This is a genomic window from Nostoc sp. NOS(2021), assembly GCF_017115025.1.
In the GTDB taxonomy this organism is placed as follows: domain Bacteria; phylum Cyanobacteriota; class Cyanobacteriia; order Cyanobacteriales; family Nostocaceae; genus Nostoc.
On sequence record NZ_JABXKM010000087.1, the window covers coordinates 1 to 25,608 of the forward strand.

24 protein-coding genes and 2 pseudogenes are annotated in these 25,608 nt (G+C 42.6%); 17 read left to right on the forward strand and 9 right to left on the reverse strand.

The features are described from left to right. From HWQ41_RS10660 to HWQ41_RS10705, 10 genes are all read left to right on the forward strand, one after another. The coding region (locus tag HWQ41_RS10660; RefSeq protein WP_292762332.1) for a hypothetical protein at window positions 1-200 on the forward strand (200 nt) is incomplete at its 5' end. Further along, entirely contained in the window at window positions 197-421 is a 225-nt protein-coding gene (locus HWQ41_RS10665; RefSeq protein WP_292762335.1) for a hypothetical protein, read from the forward strand. The genes HWQ41_RS10660 and HWQ41_RS10665, both read left to right, overlap by 4 nt. A 9-nt stretch (window positions 422-430) precedes the next feature. Beyond that, on the forward strand, window positions 431-1,921 hold the full coding sequence (locus HWQ41_RS10670) for a glutamine synthetase family protein (RefSeq protein ID WP_292762338.1): 1,491 nt from the start codon (window positions 431-433) through the stop codon (window positions 1,919-1,921). Window positions 1,922-2,546: 625 nt separating this feature from the next. Next, complete coding sequence (locus tag HWQ41_RS10675; protein WP_292762341.1) at window positions 2,547-3,680, forward strand: substrate-binding domain-containing protein; 1,134 nt, start codon at window positions 2,547-2,549, stop codon at window positions 3,678-3,680. Between the two features lie 527 nt (window positions 3,681-4,207). Continuing rightward, the gene (nifH, locus tag HWQ41_RS10680) at window positions 4,208-5,164 is read left to right on the forward strand and encodes a nitrogenase iron protein (RefSeq protein WP_094331809.1); all 957 of its coding nucleotides are present in this window, start codon (window positions 4,208-4,210) and stop codon (window positions 5,162-5,164) included. Window positions 5,165-5,544: 380 nt separating this feature from the next. After that, on the forward strand, window positions 5,545-6,939 hold the full coding sequence (nifE, locus tag HWQ41_RS10685) for a nitrogenase iron-molybdenum cofactor biosynthesis protein NifE (protein WP_292762344.1): 1,395 nt from the start codon (window positions 5,545-5,547) through the stop codon (window positions 6,937-6,939). After that, on the forward strand, window positions 6,939-8,249 hold the full coding sequence (nifN, locus tag HWQ41_RS10690) for a nitrogenase iron-molybdenum cofactor biosynthesis protein NifN (RefSeq protein WP_292762346.1): 1,311 nt from the start codon (window positions 6,939-6,941) through the stop codon (window positions 8,247-8,249). Before nifE ends, nifN begins: the two co-directional genes overlap by 1 nt. A gap of 192 nt (window positions 8,250-8,441) precedes the next feature. Beyond that, the gene (locus HWQ41_RS10695) at window positions 8,442-9,380 is read left to right on the forward strand and encodes a type I restriction endonuclease (RefSeq protein ID WP_292762348.1); all 939 of its coding nucleotides are present in this window, start codon (window positions 8,442-8,444) and stop codon (window positions 9,378-9,380) included. Between the two features lie 317 nt (window positions 9,381-9,697). Next, a complete protein-coding gene (locus tag HWQ41_RS10700; RefSeq protein ID WP_292701144.1) occupies window positions 9,698-10,066 on the forward strand; it encodes a hypothetical protein in 369 nt (122 codons plus the stop codon). Window positions 10,067-10,191: 125 nt separating this feature from the next. Beyond that, the gene (locus HWQ41_RS10705; RefSeq protein WP_292762351.1) at window positions 10,192-10,554 is read left to right on the forward strand and encodes a hypothetical protein; all 363 of its coding nucleotides are present in this window, start codon (window positions 10,192-10,194) and stop codon (window positions 10,552-10,554) included. A 495-nt stretch (window positions 10,555-11,049) separates the two neighbouring features. On the opposite strand, the gene HWQ41_RS10710 is transcribed toward HWQ41_RS10705, so the two are convergent. After that, on the reverse strand, window positions 11,050-11,463 hold the full coding sequence (locus tag HWQ41_RS10710; RefSeq protein WP_292762355.1) for a response regulator: 414 nt from the start codon (window positions 11,461-11,463) through the stop codon (window positions 11,050-11,052). A 61-nt stretch (window positions 11,464-11,524) separates the two neighbouring features. Continuing rightward, window positions 11,525-11,653, reverse strand: a pseudogene (locus HWQ41_RS10715) (LuxR C-terminal-related transcriptional regulator); the annotation flags it as partial. 198 nt (window positions 11,654-11,851) lie between these two features. On the opposite strand from HWQ41_RS10715, the gene HWQ41_RS10720 reads away from it, so the two are divergent. Further along, window positions 11,852-12,055 carry a hypothetical protein gene (locus HWQ41_RS10720; protein WP_292762358.1) on the forward strand — a complete coding sequence of 68 codons (204 nt, stop codon included), beginning with the start codon at window positions 11,852-11,854 and terminating at the stop codon, window positions 12,053-12,055. A 117-nt stretch (window positions 12,056-12,172) separates the two neighbouring features. Here the strand turns inward: HWQ41_RS10720 and HWQ41_RS10725 are convergent, their stop codons facing one another. From HWQ41_RS10725 to HWQ41_RS10735, 3 genes are read right to left on the reverse strand one after another with little or no spacing between them, the layout of a single operon-like run. Further along, window positions 12,173-12,553 (reverse strand): response regulator, encoded by a 381-nt coding sequence (locus HWQ41_RS10725; RefSeq protein ID WP_292762361.1) that lies wholly within the window; start codon window positions 12,551-12,553, stop codon window positions 12,173-12,175. Next, on the reverse strand, window positions 12,550-15,114 hold the full coding sequence (locus tag HWQ41_RS10730) for an ATP-binding protein (protein ID WP_292762363.1): 2,565 nt from the start codon (window positions 15,112-15,114) through the stop codon (window positions 12,550-12,552). Before HWQ41_RS10730 ends, HWQ41_RS10725 begins: the two co-directional genes overlap by 4 nt. Then, window positions 15,111-16,964, reverse strand: coding sequence for a response regulator (locus HWQ41_RS10735; RefSeq protein ID WP_292762365.1), 1,854 nt, complete (start codon window positions 16,962-16,964; stop codon window positions 15,111-15,113). The genes HWQ41_RS10730 and HWQ41_RS10735 overlap by 4 nt, the downstream gene beginning before the upstream one ends. A 292-nt stretch (window positions 16,965-17,256) precedes the next feature. Here HWQ41_RS10735 and HWQ41_RS10740 point away from each other — a divergent pair, with 292 nt between their 5' ends. Both HWQ41_RS10740 and HWQ41_RS10745 read left to right on the forward strand, forming a co-directional pair. Next, on the forward strand, window positions 17,257-17,643 hold the full coding sequence (locus tag HWQ41_RS10740; RefSeq protein ID WP_292762368.1) for a hypothetical protein: 387 nt from the start codon (window positions 17,257-17,259) through the stop codon (window positions 17,641-17,643). A 189-nt stretch (window positions 17,644-17,832) separates the two neighbouring features. Beyond that, window positions 17,833-19,005: pseudogene (locus HWQ41_RS10745) on the forward strand (pyruvate:ferredoxin (flavodoxin) oxidoreductase); the annotation flags it as partial. A gap of 92 nt (window positions 19,006-19,097) precedes the next feature. On the opposite strand, the gene HWQ41_RS10750 reads toward HWQ41_RS10745, so the two are convergent. Continuing rightward, window positions 19,098-20,417 carry a glycoside hydrolase family 10 protein gene (locus HWQ41_RS10750; RefSeq protein ID WP_292762370.1) on the reverse strand — a complete coding sequence of 440 codons (1,320 nt, stop codon included), beginning with the start codon at window positions 20,415-20,417 and terminating at the stop codon, window positions 19,098-19,100. A 349-nt stretch (window positions 20,418-20,766) separates the two neighbouring features. On the opposite strand from HWQ41_RS10750, the gene bchI reads away from it, so the two are divergent. Together bchI and HWQ41_RS10760 are read left to right on the forward strand one after the other, a co-directional pair. After that, window positions 20,767-21,891, forward strand: coding sequence for a magnesium chelatase ATPase subunit I (gene bchI / locus HWQ41_RS10755; protein WP_292762373.1), 1,125 nt, complete (start codon window positions 20,767-20,769; stop codon window positions 21,889-21,891). Between the two features lie 106 nt (window positions 21,892-21,997). Beyond that, window positions 21,998-22,294, forward strand: coding sequence for a hypothetical protein (locus HWQ41_RS10760; protein ID WP_292762376.1), 297 nt, complete (start codon window positions 21,998-22,000; stop codon window positions 22,292-22,294). 75 nt (window positions 22,295-22,369) lie between these two features. On the opposite strand, the gene HWQ41_RS10765 is transcribed toward HWQ41_RS10760, so the two are convergent. The 3 genes from HWQ41_RS10765 to HWQ41_RS10775 all read right to left on the reverse strand — a co-directional run bounded on the left by HWQ41_RS10765 (window position 22,370) and on the right by HWQ41_RS10775 (window position 24,447). Then, window positions 22,370-23,458, reverse strand: a complete 1,089-nt coding sequence (locus HWQ41_RS10765) for a nucleotidyltransferase domain-containing protein (protein ID WP_292762379.1) — start codon at window positions 23,456-23,458, stop codon at window positions 22,370-22,372. Between the two features lie 316 nt (window positions 23,459-23,774). Beyond that, entirely contained in the window at window positions 23,775-24,008 is a 234-nt protein-coding gene (locus tag HWQ41_RS10770) for a Nif11-like leader peptide family natural product precursor (protein WP_292762380.1), read from the reverse strand. A gap of 277 nt (window positions 24,009-24,285) precedes the next feature. After that, entirely contained in the window at window positions 24,286-24,447 is a 162-nt protein-coding gene (locus tag HWQ41_RS10775; RefSeq protein WP_292762382.1) for a hypothetical protein, read from the reverse strand. Window positions 24,448-24,583: 136 nt separating this feature from the next. Between HWQ41_RS10775 and rplU the strand changes: the two genes are divergently transcribed. Further along, window positions 24,584-24,991: a 50S ribosomal protein L21 gene (gene rplU / locus HWQ41_RS10780; protein WP_292762387.1), complete on the forward strand. Its 408-nt coding sequence runs from the start codon at window positions 24,584-24,586 to the stop codon at window positions 24,989-24,991. Window positions 24,992-25,021: 30 nt separating this feature from the next. After that, entirely contained in the window at window positions 25,022-25,318 is a 297-nt protein-coding gene (gene rpmA, locus HWQ41_RS10785) for a 50S ribosomal protein L27 (RefSeq protein WP_292762385.1), read from the forward strand. The last annotated feature ends 290 nt before the right edge of the window (window positions 25,319-25,608 follow it).

A 25,608-nucleotide genomic window follows, 5' to 3' on the forward strand; every position in this document is an offset into this window, starting at 1 on the left:
CGGAGTGGCTCCGACTCCGCGCTACCTGTATTGTTGGGGTCTTAAACCCTTTGATTTACGATAAAATCGATTTTTTGAGAAAAATAGACCATTGGATTTGCATTGCTGGGATAATTGCTTTAGGTTCCAAGGATAGATTAGACATAGGAGTGAAAATTAATTCTGCGTTGCTCGAAATCCTTGGTAGGGACAATTCATGAATTGTCCCTACGTCATTTTCACTCCTATGTCTATTGGGTTAGAAGCGTGTAATACGAAGAATCGCGGGTTTGGCATCAGCGCTCGCCATCATATAGATGAAGATGGTGTAATCACCGGGACTGTAACAGATGAGTTAGCAATTCGCGGTTATTACCAAGAGTGGAATCGGCTGATGAAAGCTAATTTCAAACTAACCGCACAAGCAGTTGAACTTGATTAGGCAATCCAAATGAAAAAACCTGGATTTATTGAGCGTCATCACCTGTGGACAGAAATCCAAAAAGAAGCAGCTGAAAAGCTCAAGGCTGTTGTCAAAGAACGGGATCTATTGTTGATTCGTACCGCTTGGGCAGACCAGCATGGCATTGTTCGCAGCAAGTCGCTCTTACCCCAAGCGTTTTTAAGCGCCTTAGAAAACGGTATGCAAATCAGCACAGGGACATTCCTGTTTGATACTGGTGGTGCAATAGTATTTAACCCCTTCGTTCCGGGCGGTAGCTTAGACATGCCTCAGATGACTGGTGCGCCAAATCTTGTGGCTGTTCCTGACCCTCATACCTTCAAAATTGTGCCTTGGGCAAAACGCACTGGCTTTATCCTCTGTGACGAGTACTTTCAAAATGGCCAGGTAATGCCCTTTTCCAGTCGCGGTATTTTGCGCCAATCATTGGTAGAGTTACATCAAAGAGGGTTGGAGCATATTGTCGGCTTAGAAGTTGAGTGGTATCTGGCAAAGTTGTTAGATCCGATGTTAGCGATCGCTGATGTTGGTACTTCTGGAAAACCTGGTGAACCTGCATTAGTTAGCGCCGTAGAGCATAGCTTCCAATACCTTTTAGAATCCCACAATCCAGAGATTCACGACTTACTGCGCGTTTTGGCAGAAAACTTAGTTGAAATGGAATTGCCTTTAAGGAGTGTCGAAAACGAAGGGGGTGCCGGTCAATTTGAATTTACCTTTGACCCGATTCCGGCATTGCAAGCTGCGGATACAATGATCATATTCCGAATGGCGACCAAGCAAATCTGCCGTCAACAAGGTTACATCGCATCGTTTATGTGTCGTCCAGGACTACAAGGTTGTTCTTCTAATGGCTGGCATTTGCACCAATCCCTTGTAGACCGAACCACAGGCGAGAACGCTTTCATGTCTGCAAACACCAAAACCCTCATGTCAGATTTAGGTAAACATTTCGTTGGTGGTATTCTCAAACACGCCAATGCTGCTTCTGTGTTCACAACCCCAACAATTAACGGCTACAAAAGATTTAGACCTTATTCCCTAGCTCCTGATCGTGCAGGATGGGGATTGGAAAACCGAGGGGCAATGATTAGATTACAAGGCGGTTTTGATGACCCCACCACCCACATTGAAAACCGAGTTGGAGAACCAGCAGCCAATCCCTATCTGTATATGGCATCGCAATTAATTTCTGGGTTAGATGGTGTAGATCATAAACTTGACCCTGGCTCCCCAACAGAGTCACCTTACACTACAGAAAATCCGACCTTACCCAAAAGTTTGCCAGAGGCGATTTCAGATTTGAGCCAAAGCGAACTTTTTTCTCAAAAAATGGGTCAGCAGTTCATAAACTTCATCATTAAGATGAAACAGAGTGAAATTAATCGCTTTTTGCAGTCCGTCGCTGATCAGCCACCAGAAGACTATTTAAAGCAGGTGACTAACTGGGAGCAAAGAGAATATTTTGAATTATTTTGAGTTGAGTTTGGTTTTAAGGACTTCCAAAAAATAAAATCACTTTGGGGACTGCTGCGGTGAAGATTGGTACTTACGGTTTTTTGCAGATTGAATATTGCAGAAAAATCCGGTAACAAATAGCTTGGGTTATTGTTCTTGGGTGACAATCCACAACAAGTCTAACCACAAGTGGGGATAAGTTTGCTTGAGATTTGAGAAGCCCAAATGAATCAGGACTTACGCAAAAAGGCAGTGAAAGCCTTGATTTCCCGTAGGGGCAATTCATGAATTGCCCCTACATTTCGTACTTGATGCGTAAGTCCTGTGAATTTCTAAAACTGTATTAAATACTACTTTTTACCAATTAAGTTGGCAGAAATTCATGCTAGACAAATGCTCTGTTTATTGGAATTTGGGGCTTTTGAGCCAAAATAGCAGGTAAAAAACAACCACCCGCAAAAATAATTTGCGCTTGGCAAGCAAATTGGCAATTGATGTGATAGTCTTTTTATATGGGGAATCAAGACAGCGAAAGCACAGTCATGTAGTCAAAGAGAAATGATATAAACTCAAAGACCAGACTTTCGCCTTGGCAGATGTAATGTTTAAATCCGCTACGGCTTTTTGAAACTAAGAGACAAAGCCAATGAAGCAGGATAGTGACCTCCGTAATAACTTGAAGTCGATTAGAACTCGCTTAGGCATGAGCCAACAAGATTTGGCTAACATCGCTAGTGTGACTCGTCAGACTATTAGTGGTGTAGAGTCGGGACAATATGCTCCCTCAGTGGCCATAACACTTCGCTTGGCCAAAGCGCTTGGCTGTCAAGTTGAGGATCTATTCTGGTTAGATCGGGATTTACCTGAAGTTGAAGCAGTTCTTGCCAAGCCTGTCCCTAATGGTCAGCAACTGCGAGTTAGTATGGCTCGTGTGGGAGGACAATGGATAGCTTATCCCTTGATTGGTAAGGATGCTTTTCGCCAAGACATGATTCCGGCTGATGGTGAAGGTACTAGCCAAAAAGGTACAAATAAAGTTCGAGTCAGGCTACTAGATGATAATCTCGACACACTTCACAACACGGTTGTGATTGCTGGTTGTGCCCCTGTGATTTCACTATGGGCAAGAGCTACCGAACGCTGGCATCCCCAACTGCGAGTCCAATATAACTTCGCCAATAGCATGGCTGCATTGCACAGTCTATGCCGAGGTGAGGCGCACATCGCTGGGATGCATCTGTATGATCCTGAAACTGGTGAGTATAATACTCCCTTTGTTCGAGATGTTCTGGCTGGAAGGGAAGCAGTTCTGATTACCCTTGGTGTCTGGGAGGAGGGACTTTTATTGAAGTCAGGGAACCCGATGGGAATTAGAACAGTTACTGACTTAATAGCAGGGGGAGCGACTATTGTCAACCGCGAAATAGGTTCTGGTAGTCGGATGCTTTTGGAACAAACACTCCAAAAGGAGCAAATACCGTTCGATGCTGTTCAGGGCTTTGATAATATACTCAAAAGTCACCAAGATGTTGCCCAAGCTGTAGTCAGAGGAGTTGCCGATGCTGGTATGAGTACGGCATCTGTAGCTACCGCTTTTGGGCTGGGATTTATCCCTTTACATCAGTCACGATATGATTTGGTGATTCTCAAGGAATATCTAGAAGAAGCACCTGTACAACAGTTGCTCAGTACTTTGGGACATCGGATGGTTCACTCACAATTTGAAATTCTCGGCGGTTACGATATTAGCAAAATTGGGGAAGTTGTAGCGACTGTTTAGAGTGGATTGCAATGGTTGGTTGTGTGGTTTAGGGAATAACTCTGCATAAATTTAAATTCCTACTGAACCACTCTTTAGGTATGAGCAACCTTCAGGGATTACAACAACTGAATAATGCTGAATTCGTAATTCGTAATGGGCTACGCCTCGCTACGCTAACGTGATTCGGATTGAATTTGGGTTTCCAGCTTAGAATCTGTAGCTTTCTTTTTTCCAATTGGTATTACTACCGCCAGAGAAATCATTTGAGTGAACGTCTGGTAATACTTGCAATATTCCTTGAGTGATGTCTTATCGCTCTAGCTATTAGTCAGAAAAAACAATGACTAATGGACAACGAAAACTGACCAAAACTTGAATATGTTCTCGATTCGGACTCTTTTTGCTGTAGAACGGGCACCTCCAACGACGTTCTACATAAGGTCACTGCTGTAATTTTACAGCGCGAGTACCTCCGGTAGGCACTTTGTGCCAACGCCTCATAAACCGACAAACCCACCAAACAAACAATTACAGGATCAATCATCATGTCCGACGGAAAAATTAGACAAATTGCTTTCTACGGTAAAGGCGGTATCGGGAAATCTACTACCTCCCAAAATACCCTCGCCTCGATGGCGGAAAAGGGTCAACGCATCTTGATTGTGGGTTGCGATCCCAAAGCTGACTCTACCCGATTGATCCTGCACTGTAAAGCTCAAACCACCGTGTTGCACTTAGCTGCTGAACGGGGCGCTGTGGAAGATATCGAACTCGAAGAAGTGGTAATCACTGGCTTCCGGGATATCAGATGCGTAGAATCAGGTGGACCAGAACCTGGTGTAGGTTGCGCTGGTCGTGGTATCATCACCGCCATCAACTTCCTCGAAGAAAACGGCGCTTACTCAGACGTAGATTTCGTATCCTACGACGTATTGGGCGACGTTGTGTGTGGTGGTTTCGCCATGCCTATTCGTGAAGGTAAAGCCCAAGAAATCTACATCGTTACCTCCGGTGAAATGATGGCGATGTTTGCAGCTAATAACATTGCTCGCGGTGTTCTTAAGTACGCTCACACTGGTGGCGTGCGCTTAGGTGGACTGATTTGTAACAGCCGTCAAACTGACCGGGAAGATGAACTGATTAGCACCCTGGCAGCTAGATTGAATACCCACATGATTCACTTCGTCCCGCGTGACAATATCGTGCAACACGCCGAATTGCGCCGGATGACAGTGAACGAGTATGCGCCTGACAGCAAACAAGCTAATGAATACCGCACATTAGCGGACAAGATTATCAACAATACAAATCTTACAGTTCCCACACCCATCGAGATGGATGAGCTAGAAGATTTGTTGATTGAGTTCGGCATCCTTGAAAGTGAAGAAAATGCTGCAAAAATGATTAGCCAAGCAGATGCTGCTAAGAAACTAGAAGACGTTCAAGGGGAAGCACTAGAAGCAGTGAAAAAAGGAAACGTCGAAATAGTTTCCGGTAGCTAGAAGAAGTAAGGTTCTTGTTCGGACTCAAGTGCTAAATGCAAAGTAAATATTAGGTGGGCGATTCTCGCCCACTTTCTCACCAATCTTTTAAAATGGAGGTAATCGAATAGCTAATCTTAACCTCTGAGTATTTTATGATCACTGTGTTAACACTAATCTACTAAAGTATACACAGCAAAATTAATACTTTAATAGTTTAGTTAGTGTTTTTGTTTTCTCCTTCTCTAACCTAGTTGATGTTTATATTTTAGGGAATGATAAATTCTCTTGATCATTCCCTTTTATTCCATGTTTTAGATACATTAATAAATGAAAGTCCTATAAAAGCCTTTGGGAATTCAGTTAACATCTAACAAATTCTACCTATTGTCACCAAACAAATGAATCCCACATCAGGAAAAATCAACGATTCACTCAGTGACTCCAATTCCGAAGATGCTCATCAGCAGCAGAAACTGCATAAAAAAAAGTCCTCCACACAATTACCTCAACCTGGAACTACTCAAGGGAGTTGCGCTTTTGATAGTGCAATGATTACCTTAGTACCAATCACCGATGCTGCTCATGTAGTTCACGGGCCAAGTGGCTGTGCTGCCAGTATTTGGGGAAGTTATAGCAGTCTCTCCTCTGCTTCGATGCTGTACAAGATACGCTTTACCAGCGACATAGATGAGAACGATATCATCTTCGGTGGAGCCAAAAAGCTGTACAAAGGCATTTTAGAATTAGAAAGACGCTACAAACCTGCGGCGGTATTTGTTTACTCCACTTGTATCACCGCCTTGATTGGGGATGACATAGAGGGAGTTTGCAAAGATGCCACCGAGAAAACAGGAATACCCACTATTCCTGTACATTGCCCTGGATTCATTGGGAACCAAAATTTGGGCAACCGTGTCGCTGGTGAAGCAATGCTTTCACACGTTATTGGAACAGCTGAACCAGATACTACTACACCCTATGACATCAACCTAATTGGTGAATACAACATCGCAGGTGCAATATGGAATGTTCTACCGTTATTGGAGAAATTAGGTATTAGAGTTTTGGCAAAAATTACAGGCGATGCTGTCTACAAAGAAGTTTGCTATGCCCATCGTGCCAAGCTTAACGTGCTCCTCTCCTCCAAAGCACTAATCAATATGGCAAAAGGGATGGAAAAACAATATGGCATTCCCTATATTGAAGAGTCTATTTATGGTGTAGAGCAAATCAATCAGTGCCTAAGAAACATTGCTGCAAAGTTGGATCATCCAGATTTGCAGGAACGTACAGAAAAACTAATTGCAGAAGAAACTGCTGCAATAGATGAAAAACTTGCTCTGTATATTACCCGATTGCAAGGTAAGCGCGTTATCCTTTCTACTGGAAGTTTCAAGAGTTGGTTGATTATCTTTGCTGCGAAGAAATTGGGGATGGAAGTTATTGCTATTAGTACTAAGAATAATACTGAGGAGGATAGAATTAGAGTCAAAAGTTTGCTGGGTCAAGATGGCATAATTCTAGAACAAAATAGTCTTGAAGAAATTTTACAGATAATTAACGAAAATCAAGCTGATATGTTAATTGCTGATAAACGCCATCAAGACACCTCTCTCACAGCTAGAATTCCATTCCTAGACATTAATCAAGAACGCAACCATCCCTATGCAGGCTATATAGGAATCTTAGAGGTAGCACGAGAACTGTATGCCGCTTTTTACAACCCTGTGTGGGAGCAAGTATACCAGCCAGCCCCGTGGTCAGCAGGAAATTCTTCAGAGGAGAAGATTTGATGGCGATTATTAGCGTTACGAGTACATCTGTTGCAGTTAATCCCCTGAAGCAAAGCCAAACTGTGGGTGCAGTTTTAGCCTTTTTGGGGTTGAAGGGAATCATGCCTTTATTACACGGTTCTCAAGGCTGTACTGCTTTGACTAAGGCGGTATTAGTACAGCATTTCCGTCAGACGATTCCCCTTTCCAGTACGGCGATGACAGAAGTTGCAACTATTTTGGGTGGCGAGGAAAGAGTTGAACAAGCAATCTTGACTTTGGTGCAGAGATCCAAACCAGAAATTATCGGTCTTTGTAGCACTGGACTTGTGGAAACCAGAGGCGATGATATGGGGCGCTTTGTTAAGGAGATTCGTCACCGTCACCCAGAACTAGATTATTTACCAATTGTGCTTGTCTCTACACCAGATTTCAAAGGTACATTACAGGATGGTTTTGCTGGTGCAGTTGAGAGTATAGTCAGGGAAATCCCTCAAAAAAGCTCTAAGCAAGATGCTTGTCCTACACAAATCACTATTTTGGCGAGTTCTGCTTTCACACCAGGGGATGTACAGGAAATCAAAGAGATTGTCACCTCCTTTGGACTCGTACCTATTGTTGTACCTGACCTTTCTGGCTCACTAGATGGTCATATAGAAGATTCTTCTAGTGCCATTACAGCTAATGGCACAAATGCAGCACAGTTGCGCTCAATTAGCAGTTCTGTATTCACTTTGGCACTAGGTGATAGTATGCGGGCTGGGGCGCAAATTTTGGAGCAGAGATTCAATATACCTTATGAGGTATTTGGGGAACTGACGGGACTAGCAGCAGTAGATAAATTCCTGCAAGCATTGGCGGATATCAGTGGTGTCAGCGTACCGGAGAAATACCGCCGTCAACGCCGTCAGTTACAACATGTGATGTTGGAGAATCACTTTTACTTTGGTTGCAAGCGAGTTTCTTTAGCACTGGAACCGGATTTACTTTGGTCAACAGTTTCTTTCCTGCGATCGCTAGGAGTTGAAATTCACTCAGCAGTGACAACAACACGCTTTCCTCTGCTAGAAAAACTTCCGATTAAGAGCGTTACTATCGGCGATTTGGAAGACTTTGAGCAATTGGCGGTTGGATCTGATTTACTAATTACCAACTCTCATGGAGTTGCGATCGCTCAACGCTTAAAAATTCCTCTCTATCGTCAAGGGATTCCCATTTTTGACCGCTTAGATCATGGTCAGTTCACCAAGGTTGGCTACCGAGGTACTATGCAACTTTTATTTGATATTGGCAACCTGTTTTTAGAGCAGGAAACAAAGGTTAAGCATTAAACAGAACCAATTCTAACTGTTTATTACAGTTTTACCAATATTATTGGTAATTGTATCACTAGATACAATCTTGCAGAGCAATTTTAGCTTTGATAGTTACTGAAAAGCCGTATACGTCCATTAGTGAATATACCAACCAATGACAGCAAGCTCGTGCCTAGCTTCTGCATTGACTCAAATTAAGTCTTCTTCATGAATCCAGCACAGCTAAAAAAAACAACTGCCAAAGCGAGTCGTGTTACAAGAAAACTTCGCCGCCGTTTTGACCTTACACAATCTGTGATCACACCATCTTTGCTCACTTGGTTTGAGGTCATTGGCTACACAGTTTTATTAGAGCCAGATATTGCTTTAGGTAAGCATCAGATAGGGCGCAGCAATTATACTGAGGTGGTTTTGCGCGATCGCTTCCATGACGCTTTGCAGAAAATTAACCCGAAAAAACCTGACGAGGCGATCGCCGCAGCTATCTATCAGGTTACTTGCACAGAGAGTTCCGACTTGCTGGAAAATAACCGTCGCTTTCACAAATTCTTGACCGATGGTGTGGAAGTTGAATACCTGTATAACCAAGAAATAGTTCATGACAAATTATGGCTCATTGATACGTCTAATCTACTGAACAATGATTGGTTAGCTATTCATCCCTTGACTGTAGTTGAGGAGAGTTATGCTCACTGTCCTGATCTAGTTGTCTTTATCAACGGTTTACCCTTGGCAGTTATTGTCTCGCTTCAGTCAAGTGATCAACAGGCCACTTTCAAAGCAGGTTATCAGCGAATTCAGACCTACATTGAACAAATACCGAAGCTGTTTGACTACAATACATTCCTAGTTATTACTTATGGAAATCGGGCACGAGTCGGTACATTAACCTCGGACTGGCAGGAGTTTTTACCCTGGCGCACCATTGATGGTGAGGACTTTCCTGCCAAGGGCGCAACTGAACTAGAGGTGCTGATTCAAGGCATTTTTGACAAACGGCGTTTCCTAGAGCAAGTATTGCACTTGATAGTGTTTGAGGAGAATGGAACCAGTATTAGTAAAAAATTGCTTCGCCGACCTTTTTGTACTACACAGTATCCCAAAAAATCTTCGCGCCAAAGCTGGTCACACAATTTGGGATTTTAGATTTTAGATTTTAGATTGAAAAGAGAAATCAAGTCACTGGCTCTGTTATTTAATTTTAGATTTATTCTCGCGTTTAAATTCGCTTTCTCTCAGACCTTTTTAAATTTTGCGGACTGGCGTGGGCAAAACGAGGGAACCCCCGCAAGCGGCTGGCTTGACTTGAGCAAACTTTCCAAGACGGACTTTGAATCTTCAATTCCATTATCTAAAATTTAAAATCTAAAATTCGGTAAGTACTGAGTTATCAGTGATTAGTAGAAAAACTAACTCACAATTAAAATTTCCCAATTACTACTTTCAGCATGAAAGTTATAACTATGAACACAAGTTGGTATGAACAAGAGCTAGTCAAAGAATTCAAAACGGTTATTGCTCATTCTTTCCCACAAGTCGAGGAATTGCTAAAACACTGTCATGTTAAACTCATTGAGTCTTATTGGGGAAGACCTCGTGTTCACTTTCTGCCATACTTCACAATTTATTGCCCTGACAATCTGATTGCTGCTGTCAAAGCCCAGATATCTATACTCAGAGAAGTAGCAGAATATGCGGGATTGGTTGAGGTTGTCTGCCTAAATGCTACACATCTGCTGCGAGATCCGATGTCGAAGGTAAAGCAGACAGATCCGCGTTTGTGGTTAGAACTGCAATGGCTTGCAACACAAGAACAAGAACACTTGCTATGAAAACGCGATATTGGGTGCAACTACGAAAATGCTCGTCGCGCCATCTTTGAGCAGATGGCGTGATTAAAACAGGCAGAAAGCTTGTATTTTTTTGACTAATAATTCCCAATTCCTAATTACTGATTATGAATAAATCCCCCCTTCCCGCAGATGATTTGCCTCCAACTGGAGCACCTATACTTAACGAGTTATTCTACAGGCAATTAGAAGAAGCTACTTGCAGGCGATTTTATCAAGCCTGCGGCCCAATTATGCGAGTTTTATTATCAAATTGTCACTGGTATTTCAAGATAAATACTAGTCCTCTGATGTTAGTCATTATCTGCTATGACATAGAAAGTTATCTGCATATCGTCGATGCTATTCCCCAGTTAATCCAAAAGTTGAAGCAGTTTTCCAATAAAGGCAAAATTCACCTTTTTCCACCAAATGATAAAGGAGAATCTTGGCAAATTGAGATTGAAGAAACATCAGATGATCAAGCCTAGTCAAGCAGATGAATAGGCGAAAATTTGGTATTAACCAAGGCACTAGTACCGCAAGGCGGAATTCAAAATTCAAAATTCAAAATTCAAAATGAATACAGAGTAAGCGTTTCATTGATTTTGAATGGGTGGTTTATTTCCGCCGTGCTGTACTAGTGTTTCACATTTTTTAGTGCTTACCCCTGATCAGCTGTTCCACATTTAAATTGCATAATTAGGACGGGCTTTTCGGCCCATCTCACAAGAGTTTTAAGAATTTTAGATATGCAAACTAGATGTCGCGTTTGAGGAACGAAACCCAACATTTGCGGGGCTTTGTTGGGTTGCGCTTTGCTTAACCCAAGCGTATTGATATAGCAGGGAACAGGGAATAGGGAACTCTTAATAGGGAACTCTTAACAGGCTTGAAAGTCTCTTTCTGTCAGTGTTTTCTGATTAGCTGATGTCAACCGCTACCTGGCAACTGCTATATATATTGGATGTTTTACGCATTCTTGTTTAATCCATTAGTGAAGTAAAATCCCAACCCAGTAGTGTAGCAACCTGAGCAGGGAGGGTAACTGGATTAAAAGGTTTGGGGATTACACCTGCGACTTGATACTGTCGCAAAATTTGCGAATCTAGCCATCGCGCTTTAGCACTGAGCAGAACTACAGGAATAGCTTGAGTTTCTGGATTATTTCTTAGTTTATTCATAAACTGAAAACTATCTACATCACGGATTGAGATATCTAATACAATCGCATCAGGACTATAGTGTATTGCATTCTGCAATCCTGCTAATGGAGAATCTGCTGTCACCACATTCCAACCAGCTAAATCTTGGAGGCAAAATTTTACTATCTCACGTACATTCAGTTCATCATCAATCAGTAATATCGTTTTGCCGATTATATTTACCTCCCTTAGCATATTCATTTCATTTAATTAGACTCCGAAGAGTTAAAAATGTTATTTATATTGAAGCGATACATTAATCCACAAAGCCAGAACGCAGAGCAACTACAGTAGCCTGGGTGCGATCGCCAATATTAAACTTGCGTAAAATATTTCGGATGTGGGTTTTAACAGTTCCCACTGTCAGAGATAGTTATTGGGAAATATAGCAGGGGACTGGGGACTGGGGACTGGGTTGAAAGTCTGTTTGTATATAGGTTTTATCATCAGTTAATGTCCTAACCTTCTTGTCCGTTGCTATATCAATCATTTTTAGAACGCAAAGTTATCGCTTGGTCAAAGCATTGTCTGCAATTTGCTGCCACTATTGGGGAGGAATAGCACGAATCATCACTGTTTGTGGATGAAAAACCGAAAAGCCACACCAACAGCCTTTAATTTCTCTGACAGCGCGACTTTGAAGGGGAAACAAAGTCAAAGTTATAGTTTCTTCCGACCTTTGAGCTTGACAAGTCTTCATATACCATTTCTTTTTGAAGATGCGCCTATAGAACTTACCCAAAACCGCGCTGTAGGGGCAATTCATGAATTGCCCCTACGTGAATAAAGCGCAGCCTCACATAGAATTGGTGTAAGATAAAAGATTTTTATCTGTAACCAAGAAAGATAAATTACAAAAATAAAAAACTAATAAAGATATAGATTTTGTTACAAAAATTAAAAATTAATCCTCCCACCGAAGAATCTTAGTAACTTCCTCGCAAATGGAGGTGGGTTCAAAGGGTTTGGTAATAATCCCGGCAATTCCCATCTGGGCGAAACGGGCGCGATCGCTCCCTTGGACTTTCGCTGTTAACAGAATCACTGGTATTGGTTGGGTTGCAGAATTTGCCTGAAGTTTTTCGTATACTGCAAAGCCGTCCATGTCGGGCATAGACACATCAAGCAGAATCGCATCAATGGGTTCTGTCTGGGCGATTTTTAATCCTTCTGACCCTGATGCAGCTGTCAGGGTGTCCCATCCTCCCAAGTCTTCTAAACAAGCTTGTACTAATTCGCGGATTCGTTCTTCATCATCCACAATTAATACTAGTCTGGTAGTCATTTGCTCTCCTCTGGTGGCAATGGCAGAGTGAAGAAAAACCTGCTGCCGACACTAACAGTACTCTGTGCCCAGATTTGCCCACCGTGCTGATCAATAATACTACGACAGATTGCCAATCCCAAGCCCGTGCCGCCTTTGGTGCGAGAATCAGAGGCATCTACTTGCTGAAATCGTCCAAAGATTGCTTCTAACTTCTCTGCCGGGATACCTCGTCCTTGATCCGTGATCTGGAACAGTACGCGATCTGTTTGCTGTTGGACACTCAGGGTAATAGTAGAATCGGCAGGCGAGAATTTAATCGCATTACCTAACAGATTGGTGAGAGTTTGAACAATGGCATCAGCAGCCGCCCAAACTTGAGCATTGCTAGGGTGGATCTTAAAGGTAATATTTTGCTGATTGGCGATCGCTTGCACTCCCGCTACTGCTTGTTGAATTAAATCAGCCGCCTTGCAGGTGGTTTTTTCTAAGACAGTTCGATCCGATTCTAAGCGTTCCAAATCGAGAATATCGTTGACAAGACGCACTAAGCGATCGCTGTCGATGGCTGCAATCTCAATCATCCGCTTGAACTTATCTGGTTTTTTGTCGTAGATACCACTTTGTAGTAAGCCCAGTGCTGCCCGAATTGCAGTTAAGGGAGTGCGGAGTTCGTGACTAACGATGCCAATAAACTCATTCTTCATCAGATCAATCTGTTCTAGTTCAGTGATGTCTTCGGCAATACCAGCAATCCTAACTAACTCTCCTAGTTCATTTTTGATCGGAAATGCGCGATCGCGAATCCAACGGATTGAGCCATCAGGGCGGATAATGCGATATTTTTTATCGTATTGTCCTGTTCTGAACTTTTCAATGAATTCAATTTCGACGCGCTGGCGATCTTCTGGGTGAATTGCATCTAACCAATTTGAATAGTTATGATATAAGCTCTCACAACTTCTTTGCCAGATGGTTTCATAGGCATTGCTCACATATAGAACTTGCTGATTGCGAATATCTTTGATCCAAAATACTGCTTGGATGTTTTCGGCCAATTGACGAAACTTTTCTTCGCTCTGGCGTAAAGCGTCTTCGATGCCTTTGGCGAGAGTGATATCTTGGTGAACCGCAACCAGAACGTCGCCGTAGTCGGGATGTCTTAATACAGAAGTCGTCGCACTACACCAAAATGGTGTACCATCTTTTTTAACATTCTGCACTTGATATGTGGCTTCACTATTTTGTAAGACGGCAGACACAATGGCTTGATTTACATCTTCAGCAGTTAACGATTCGCTGGCATAGTTCACAATCGAAACGTGCTGACCATTGAGTTCACCAGAATCATAGCCAAACATCTGCTCAAATTTAGGATTGGCATAGACAATAACTCCATTATCAGCTCTGACTAAGCAAATACCTTCCGCCATATTTCGGGTGATTATAGCCTGAAGCTCCAACTGATGCGCTTGTTCTAAAAGTGTGAGTTGGGTTTGTTGCTGCTCGATCACTGTTTTTCGCAAGCGATCGTTAGTCTCTGTCAGTTGTGCAGTGCGTTCTTGCACCCGTTGCTCAAGTTCGGCATTCAGTTGTTGCAGGGCAATTTCTGCCTGTTTGCGCTCCGTCAGTTCAGTATGTACCTGTTCAAACAAAGCTGCTTGCTGGATAGCAATGCTTACCTGCGCCCCTAACTGCCGCAAAAGAGCAATTTCTGAAGATTGCCACTCACGAGGAGCCGCACATTGATGAGCTGCCAATAATCCCCACAATTCATCTCCTAATGAAACGGGAACAACCAGATTTGCCCTCACCTGGAGACTTTCTAAAAATTCAACGTGACAGGGACTAATTCCAGCAGTATAAATATCAGTTTTCGCAGTGACTAAGCCCCCTTTAAAGGGTTCGACGTTCTCTTCACCAATGCAAGGGTCGTAAATCTGGAGTGGTAAAAGAGGCATCCATTCTGGTGCAACAGACTCAACAACAATCGTTCCACCCCAACCTGGATAAAATTGGAAGATAGTCACGCGATCGCACTTAAGAAAATCCCGGACTTCATCGACAGTGGTTTGCAAGATATCTTGTAAATTGAGCGATCGCCGAATGCGCTGGGTCATCTCCATCACTAAGCGCTGTTGCTCAAATTGCTGTTGCACCGTTCCTTGTACTTGTTTGCGCTCGTCAAGAGTCATCCGCAGTTGCTCGGCATTTTCCTGAGCCAATTTTTGGCTAAGTTGTCTAATCTTTTGTCTGCTGTGCTGAAGATTGCTAGTAACCAGGTTAATCACCAAGGCAACCAGTAAGAAGATACTTAGCCGCAATAATTTTTGTGGTTGATTGATCCAGAATTCATATCGCGGCAGCATAAACAAATAATCAATTGCCAGTGTCGAAAGGACAACTGTAACGATCCCTGGTCGAAAGCCTCCATACCAAGTACTCACAATGATAGCTATGTAGAAAAATGCACCAATGGTTCGAGATATAAGCGGTTCAAGCCAGAGTGATAGTAGCAGGGCGATCGCAGTTGAGCCAATAGCAACACCGTAGGCTAATAATTGCTGATAATTTCTGATCATGCTTTACTTTTCCCTGCCTGAGAGCGCCAGCGCGTTCTTTGAATCCGGCTCAGTACCCGTGTCACAAGTTCTGGCCCTAGCACTGGCTTGCTGATAAAATCATCCGCTCCGGCAGCAAAAGCTTGCTGAAGGGATTCTGCATCAGTATGGGCTGTAACTACTAAAATAGGTAAATCTCCCCACTGGGCATCCTGGCGCACGACTTGGCACAACTCTAAGCCGTTAACTATTGGCATTTCTAAATCTAGTACTACTAAGTTTGGAGATGTTGCAATCAGCACCTTCCAAAATTGCTGTGATTGGGAGAGGGTTGTTACTTCCAGCCCCCAAGGAGTTAGCAACGCTGATAATCCAGCCAGCATTACAGGGTCATCGTCTACGATTAAAACTTTGGCTTCTGAAGTTTGAGGTTGAGGTAGGACACGAGCGATCGCTTGAAAAATCTCCTCGGTTGTCGCCGGTTTATGCAAAAATTGTTTAGCTCCTAAACGCGATACTGCCAGTCGATCTGCAAGGGTATCTCGTCCTGTAAAAACAATAACTGGGATATTTGGCGATCGCTGTACTATCTCGCTCAATAATATTAATCCATCTTCCTCTGTTGTCGGAAAACTCAAATCCAGTAAAACAGCGTCAGGAATTGCTAGGGAAAAAAGCGATCGGGCTGTTGCTAAGTTTGGTGCAACCTTCATCCTGATCCCCCATGAGTCGGCTTCTGCCTGCAACTGCTCCGTTAGTGTCGCATCATCATCGATTACTAACAGACGATAAGTTTGGTTGATCGCAAAGCTTTGAGCGGTGGAAGTGACAACAGGCTTGGTTAACTCTTGCTGTAATGCTGTTACCAGTTGCGAAAAATCAGAGATTTGCTCTGGAGATAGCGAGGAATCTTCAAACAGCAAATGCTCTATTTTCCGTGCTAGCTGGGAACCCTCTGGATAACCGAACGACCCCATCGAGCCTGCTAGCTTATGGGCTTCATGTAATGCCTGCTGCTGTAAATCTTGATTTAAATTCCCTGTCAAGAGTGCAGTTTTTGCCTGCTCCAGCACTCCAACCTGTCCCACAAAGGAATTACGGAATCTCTCCAGCACCCGATTTACAGAAGTCATATCTTTGGGATCGGGTTTTTTCTTTCCATCTTGATTCGTTTCCCCAACAGAGATGGAGCGATTAGGTGCAGGCTTGATGCGATAGCCCATGCCATATACCGTTTCTAGAAATTCTTCTGCCAGACCTACTGTTTTCAGTTTCTTTCGCAAGTCTTTAATATGAGTCGTAACTGCATTTTCAGTCGGTGCATCATCAAATCCCCAAAGCCGATCTAGAATCACTGAACGACTAAAGATCCGATCTGGGTTTTGCAAAAACAATTCCAGCAGATTGTATTCTGTTGCTGTAAGTGCAATTTCTTGCTGATTATAAATTACTCTAGCGGCACTTGGATCTAAACAGAGATTTCCCCAGGTTAACCTGGATGATGAGATTGCCGCATTCCGTCGTAATAAAGAGCGAATTCTTGCTAGTAATGCTTCTGGGTCGAATGGTTTGATGACGTAATCATCTGCTCCTGCATCTAACCCCGCCACAATATCTGCATTAGAATTTTTCCCTGTTAGCAACAGAATGGGTTTACGGTAGCCTTGCGATCGCAGTTGCCGACACAAGGTAATACCATCCAGTTTCGGAATTAGCCAGTCCAGCAAAATCAACTCATATTCAGCCGATATCGCTAGTTCTAATCCAGCTTGTCCATTGCTTGCTATGTCGATAGTATAACGATTTGCACTCAACAACTCTACTAGTGCTGTACTCAGTAATATGTCATCTTCTACCAACAAAATTTTCATCAGTTGCATCCAAAGAAGATGTTTATCACACCTTCGTTATCAACATGCACATACCATTTACTTGGTCAAATTTACTATGCAGTTTTAATATATTGTCACAAATTGCACAGCTAGTTAATTTAAATCTTGATTTCTGATATTTTTTTACAAATCTTTATAAAAAGTAATATTTACCTTTACTTTGATTGTGAGAAATTTATCTAATTATTTTTTTGTAAAAACCTAGAATCCTCATCAAATCTTTAGATTTAGAGATTATTTTGTTGAAAGTCTCAATTCTGCTCTAGAAATTATGCAATACCTCTACAATCTGGCCAATGCTAGTCTGACACTGCGTGTTGTTGAATATTTGAGTAGGAATGACTTTTATGTTGAGTATGTTACTGTAATTAATCAATTTCATGGTTGGATAATCAACGTCAAAATAAAATCTTTTGTTTCTATACAAAAGGATAAAGATATTAGAGCTTTCTTGAATGAAGTGGGAATTATTTACTCACCATCCGAGTTGATTAGTCAGGTTATGAGCAGTTTGCAAGCTGGACAATCAGCAATTAATGTTATGGAATGCTATAAGGTAGCGGTAGTTTCTCATGGTAGACCGCAGCCTGATGAAATTGAAGTATTCCGACAAAGTTATATCCGTGGATTGGGCTACTGTCCGCAAAACTTAGCTTGACTTCAAATTATATAGCTAACTTTTGAGTACGTTATTATTCTCGTTTTCCACTTTCGGGCGAACACGTCCAACACAACCACTTCGGCTACGTTATCCGCGCAAATTTCATGTCGGGTAATAGTCGTAATGTCTAATGTAGATTCAGCTTAATTATGACTAGCGCTTAGAGACTCTCACAGGTGCGAGAAGATGAAGAAGAGCAAGAAAAGCTTTGTAAGCATAGACGGCCATGAGGCTGTTGCCCAAGTCGTCTATCGACTAAATGAGGTCATTGCAATTTACCCAATTACTCCTTCTTCACCAATGGCTGAGTGGGCAGATGCTTGGGCTAGTGAAGGCAAACGCAATATTTGGGGTACTGTTCCCTCGGTGGTACAGATGCAGAATGAAGAAGGTATGGCTGCTGCTGTAAATGGTGCTTTGCAAACTGGTTCACTAACAACGACATTTACAGCATCGCAGGGATTATTGTTAATGATTCCTAATATGTATAAAATTACCGGAGAACTCACATCTACAGTTTTTCATATTGCTGCGCGATCGCTAGCCGCGCAAGCCCTCTCTATTTTTGGCGGCCACAGCGATGTCATGGCAGCGTGTGGTACTGGTTTTGCCATGTTATATTCTACATCAGTGCAAGAAGCCCAAGACTTTGCTTTGATAGCAACACGGGCAACTTTAGAATCACGAATACCATTTCTGCACTTTTTTGATAGCTTTCGTACCTTCGATGAAATTAAAAAACTTGAACTTTTAGCAGAAGATGACTTACGAGAATTTATTCCAGATGAATTAGTATTTGCCCATCGTTCACGCGCCCTTACCCCCGACCAACCTGTTTTGTGCGGTACAACACAAAACAGGTTTGTCTACTTCCAAGCTAGAGAAACTGTCAATTCTTACTATCTAGCTTGTGCAGACATCACTCAGAAAGTCATGGATGAATTTGCCGCAATGACTGGGCGACAATACCAACTATTTGAATACCACGGCGACCCAGCAGCCGAACGAGTTATTGTACTGATGGGTTCTGGTTGTGAGGCTGTACGTGAAATAGTCGATTACCTCAACGCCCGTGGTGAGAAAGTGGGCGTTTTGAAAGTACGACTATATCGCCCATTTGATGCAAAGTGCTTTGTTGCCGCTTTACCAGGCCCTATTCGTACCATAGCAGTTCTCAATCGCACCAAAGAATCAGGCGCATCTGGTGAATCATTGTATTTGGATGTAGTCGCTGCTATCCATGAAGCATGGGGAGTAACATCTTCCTCATCCCCCAAAATCATCGGTGGTCACTACGGTTTTTCTTCTAAAGAATTTACGCCAGCGATGATTAAAGCCGTCTTTGATAACCTTGCTGCGGCTGAACACAAAAAAAAACATTCTTATTAACTTTTTGTTACATAACTAGAAATTTTTGCGGCGACTTACTTACTTCCAATCCGATCGCTGAGTTATTCAATTCTGGCGCGGAGTGCGGGAGATGTAAAGAGAGTTTCAAATCCAGCTTGTCGCTCGTTTAAGGGTTCTAGGGAATCGTTCCAAAGGCTTTCATAATAAAAGAAGCTTACGCCTAGACCGCGTTCTTGGGCAGCCCGTACCTGAGACTTAATTTGTTGCATGGGAACTGGATTATTTCTTAACCCTGTCATAATTCCAACTCCAGTTGGAATTATTTGTTGCGCTTCTTGAATTTCTGGGCGGGAAAGATTTGCCACAAAACTTTGCAGATTCGGACGATAAATTTGCACAATTAACTCATCCACAATATTTTGCCGCATCCAACTCAGCCAATCTTGCAGGTGAAACTTGTAAGCAAAATCATAGTAATTGGGAGCAACAGAGAAAATCGCCTGGGGTTTTCTCTGCTTCACAGCTTGGTTAAGTTGTACCATGAACGCCGTAATTTTATCTGCCCGCCACTGTACCCATGCTGCATCTTGAGGATTACTTGGGGGAGCATTATTGGTTTCTTGGGTGTACAAGGCAACTGTATATTGATCGTAGCCAAATTCTGAGGGCAAACTCATGTGATCGTCAAACTGAACGCCATCGGCATCGTATTGGGTAACAGTTTCCAGCACGAGATTGGTGATGAACTGTTGCACTTGTGGATGGAACGGATTAAGCCACATAACCTCACCCCCTGTACTGATCGAAGTTTGGCTACCATCCCGCTTTTGTGTGAACCAATCTGGATAATTCAGTGCCAGTTCTGAGGTTGGGGGAGCCATGAAACCAAACTCAAACCAGGGAATTACTAGCAATCCTTTGCGGTGGGCTTGGGTAATCAGGTCTGCAAGAATATCATGTCCATCTAAACCTTTGTAGACAAAAGGTTGAATACCTGCATGTTGTGCTAAGGCACTGGGATACATCACATAGCCAGAATTCCACACCACAGGATAGATTGTGTTGAAGTTCATCCGCCGCAGTTGACTCACCGCATCCTGCACTTTGTCCCGATTCTTGAGGGTGTCAAAATCATTAGTGGTCATCCAAACCCCGCGAATTTCCTGACGGGGTAACTGTGCGATCGCGCTGAAGCGATCACCGAAGGTGGGCGCAGGGATAAAACTGTCTACCAACAATACCGTAACAAAGGATATTAAAATGAGAATCGGAAAAAGACACTTCAGCGATGTCTGACGACAAGCTGCTGTGCATCTACGCCGCCAACTTTGAACAATTAAAGATAATTTCATAGATTTAAATGATGCATTAGCTACCCACACACGCCATTGCTTGCTTTGATGATTGAATCTATTAACCATATAGTCTATCAGTATTTATGCTTACTATAAGATTAATGAGTTGGTAGTTGTTCGTTCCCTGCTTATGGAACTTTTTGCACCATAAAAACTAAAGCAGACCTAGCAAAGTTATAAGATGCTTGACATAGTTAGTAGTCATTAGTGCCCAATAGACACTGGTATCGGCATTGGGCATTGGGCATTGGGCATTGGGCATTGGGCATTGGGCATTGTTTGTTATTCTTCTCCTGCTCCCCCTGCTCCCTCATCTCCCCCTGCTCCCTCATCTCCCTGATCTTCACATTCCCCGACGCCCTACCTGTGTCACAATAAGGAACTGTAATAAGAAAAATATTGTTAAGGTAATTTAGTGAGTCCAACTGCTCAATCCACGGCAAGTGCGCGTCGCGTAGTATTTCCTTTTACGGCAATTGTGGGCCAGGAAGAAATGAAACTGGCGCTGCTATTGAACGTGATTGACCCCAAAATTGGTGGTGTAATGATCATGGGCGATCGCGGCACCGGGAAATCCACAACTATCCGGGCGCTGGCGGATCTGCTGCCAGAAATTTCTGTGGTTGCCAATGACCCTTTCAGTAGTGATCCTAGCGACCCAGACTTGATGAGCGATGAAGTCCGCCAACTGCTAGAACAAGGGGCGGAAATTCCTGTAACTCACAAAAAAGTCCAAATGGTAGACCTGCCGCTAGGAGCTACAGAAGACCGAGTTTGTGGCACAATCGACATCGAGAAAGCTTTATCTGAAGGTGTCAAAGCTTTTGAACCGGGACTGCTGGCAAAGGCTAACCGAGGCATTCTCTATGTGGATGAAGTCAACTTACTAGATGACCACCTTGTAGACGTGTTACTCGACTCCGCTGCCAGTGGATGGAACACTGTAGAACGGGAAGGTATTTCTATCCGTCACCCAGCGCGTTTTGTGCTTGTGGGTTCTGGAAACCCAGAAGAAGGCGAACTGCGCCCCCAACTACTCGATCGCTTTGGGATGCACGCAGAAATTCACACAGTAAAAGAACCAGTCTTGCGGGTGCAAATTGTGGAACAACGGGCGGATTTTGACCAAAATCCGCCAACATTTCTCGAAAAGTACAAACCCCAGCAAGAAGCATTGCAAGAGCAAATTGTCAATGCTCAACAGCTTTTGCCAGAAGTGAAAATTGACTATGATCTGCGGGTGAAAATTTCTGAAGTCTGCTCCGAACTGGATGTAGATGGTTTGCGGGGTGACATCGTTAGTAACCGCGCCGCCAAAGCCCTAACAGCTTACGAAGGACGCACGGAAGTTACAGTTGATGATATCCATCGCGTAATTACGCTATGCTTGCGTCACAGACTGCGGAAAGACCCCTTAGAATCGATTGATTCTGGCTACAAAGTCGCCAAAGCTTTTAGCCGCATCTTTGGCGTCGAACTACCAGAAAGTGATACTGCACAAAAAAACGGCACAGGTCAAAAGTTAGGGGCTAGGAGTTAATTAATTTTGGATTTTGGATTGACGAAAAAATCCAAAATTCAAAATCTAAAATTGGCAGAGTCTAACTCAGCACTCTTAACTCAACATTTAACATTCAACACTGACTATGAGATTTTGGTCTTTTTGGTTCAACAGCTTTATTCTATCTAGCCAATACAACCCGCCCAGATTTGTAGAATTATTGATGCTCTTATTAGCGATCGCTATGCTGGCAATAGCCAGTATTTTACCCGACAGACCATATTTAATCTTAGGCTTGAGCTTAGTAGTTGGGGCATCTATTTCTATCTTAGTGCGGGAAGCGATCGCGCCCTCACCCCAGACCAAAATTACCCAAATAACAGCATCTCTATTGCTCATCATCAGCCTCTATGGCTTTGCTGACTTAATGTACAGTATTTAAAATCAGTTATGAGTTATGAGTTATGAGTGATAAATTACTTAGAAACTCCTAACTCCTAACTCCTAACTTTTTAATTTACCAATTCTGCATTTCCACCAATTCCATACACAACTCATTAATTTGCTCCAAATCAGGTTTGTGAGGTAGGGCAGATTGTTCGTAAACAATTTCCATTTCGGCAACCAAATCTTCTGCTATTTTCATCACCTGCTCATAAGAATACTCACCCTTTAAAATAGCTTTTAAATCCTCAACATCACCAGCGATTCTCCTATCTACAATCACTTCACCTTGCCGCAATATTTCTACTCCACTGCGTAACAATCTAATGCAGTGCATCCCATGTTTGAGGTCAAAACCCGACTTTCTTTCCATTTCTGCCCTAGCCGGATTTCTATTCTCTTGCCAAGATAAGTAAGCCTTCCATTCTCTTAAAGCTATTTGATAGCTTTGGCTTTTCTGAAGCAGACGGATAAAATCTTTACGGCTATTGGTTAACTTTTGAGTATATTCCAAAGTTTCATCCGGTAAAGTATATTGTTTTAGCACTCCTTTAAAATCAATATCTGCTGTCAGCAATTGGTATAATTGTTCCGCTTCTTCCAAAAACTCAATCCGTCCTCTGATTAAGTTATAAAGATACTCCAAAAAAGCATTTAGCTCATCTTTGCTGAGGGGTGCTTCGTCTTCTATGGCGAAGTCAGATGGTATTGGTTTTTTTTGCGGTGGCTTTAACAACCACTTACGATGAGTTTCCATCTTTTTGATTTGGGCAAAGGCATAACCAGTGTAAGTATGTTTTACCTTCTTACTCAAAAATAACTGTTTATGATTAATTAAATGCTGGCCGACTGCGCTTAAAAAAGGATAGTTATTTAACCAGAGCAATTCTAAAACATTGGGATTCGCGCCCGCTAATAACTGGAGGATTTTTCTTAATTCATATATAACTGTGTCTTTGTTGCCATCCAGGAATGGAAATATTCCTGATTCATCCCAACCAGTATCTTTTTGTTCTATGCGATCAAATCCCAAGTAGTAGCTTTTTGGTGCGATAAATACTCCCCGATAATCAAAGTCGGAATCAGGACGATTTAAACCATAGCCGTAACTACCTGCCAAACCAATTAAAATAGTTCTTTGCTCAACTTCTATTCTTTTCATATCACCTAATTAAAATATAGTCATCCTAACTCATGAGTTCAGGCGGTGGGGACATGGGAAGCAGAAAAAGGATTTTTAACTCTCTTCAGATATTGCATAGATACTGCCACAGAAAAAAGATAGCCGAGGATCGGTACATAATATCCCTACTTAATCATTCGTGAACAACGAGATCCCCAACTTCTCTAAGAAGTCGGGGATCTGAGCCTTGCGTTTAACAGGAATGCCCCTAAAGGAGATGATGCAACTATATCCCCTTGAGGAGCAAAACTTGTCAATTCAGTTGTTCTTATACTTCGGTTTCCTAGAGCAGGAATTATCTAGGATGAATGTGGCGTCTAGTCCCCCATCCTGGATTGACAATGGTGGCTAAATCTTCTTCAGACAATTTGCTGATCTCACTGTCCAGTTCTTTGGCGGTGAAGTCATAGCCACGCTCTTGAGCAATCTTGATGAAAGCTTCTGGATCAGCTGTTACTTTGAGTCTTTCCTGTAATGCTTGATCTTCTTTTACGGCTTGAAAAAGTCGGGCAGCATTTTGCTGTGTCATGACAATCCATCTCCTGTTTGAAATATCAGCTTTGAATGTGGTAAATTAACTCCTGGGGATTCACCAACTTATGTAAAGAATTGATAGATTAAGCATCTAACTTTGATCCTAAAACAAAGAAGACAAATGTGTTGATTTTGATAAGAAAATATAACTTTTAGGCTAATACTGTTTTAAAACTTTATAAAATTCAGCCCTAAGATAGTAGCAATTTTTATATAAAAAGCATTGATTCTGATTTTTAAATGCAATTTACATTCGTGCGGGTGGGCTATGTCTACGACGGGCTACGCCTACGCCCATAACAACTGTTGGCTAATTCCTTCCCACTCTTGGAAAATGAGCGATCGCAAAGTAGTGAATTAGCTGATTTTTCATCTTCAGGCTGACCAGACATCAATGCCAAACCCAAAAATCCTGTTAGAGCTTGACTTGACACCTGTTAATAAAATAGTATGTTAGATTGTCTGTCTAATTCCTGCTCGGATCAGGTAGACATATTACAAAAGCTGGTAAAAGCGTCTCTACAGGAGATAAAAACCAGCTACCTGTACGGCAACCTCAAGGACAATTCCATGACCTACGCAATTATTGAAACTGGCGGCAAACAAATACGAGTAGAGCCAGGGCGGTTTTACGACATTGAACTGCTTACGACCGAACCAGATGAAAAAGTTACAATAGACTCCGTATTACTCGTGCAGCACGAGGGCGATGTCACCATTGGACAGCCATTAGTGACAGGTGCGACTGTAGAAGGGACTGTAATGCGACATTTTAGGGGTCGTAAAGTTCTGGTATACAAAATGAAGCCGAAAAAGAAAACCCGCAAAAAGCGGGGGCATCGTCAGGAAATTACCAGACTTATGATTGACTCCATCACCCTTAACGGTGCAGTGTTTGCTGCCCAAGGAGCAACAGAGGAGGAAATCCCCGTTAAAGATGATACTCCTGCCGAAGAAGTTGAAACCGCTGCTGAATAATAAAAAGAAGTAGATACACAAGAGGAAATCATGGCTCATAAGAAAGGAACAGGTAGTACACGCAACGGTCGTGATTCTAATGCCCAACGTCTGGGTGTTAAGCGTTATGGCGGTCAAGTTGTACGTGCAGGAAACATTCTCGTGCGTCAGCGCGGCACCAAATTTCACCCTGGTAACAACGTCGGTATTGGTAGCGATGATACTCTGTTTGCCTTAATCGACGGTGTTGTAACGTTTGAGAGAAAGGGCAAAACTCGTAAAAAAGTTAGTGTTTATTCACCCGTAGCTGCTGTTGAGGCAGCCCCTGCTGAGGCAGTAGCAAGTTAGAATGTTAGGGTGGGTAACAGTGCCCACCTTAATCGCTAATTCCCAACAGGTGCTTAAAAGTCGCTTATTCTTCTGTCGCTTATAGATTAGTATCAGAAGCATCAAAACGCAGAGGTATTCACTAACAAAATATTACACATAAAGACATCTCCAGAAATTAAATATGCGTTATCCAAAACCCTTGTAGAGATGTAGCACTGCTACGTCTCTACATTCTTTTTCACCAGATTAGTACTTACGCATTGACAGAAAACACAAAATATATAGCAGGGGACTGGGGACTGGGGACT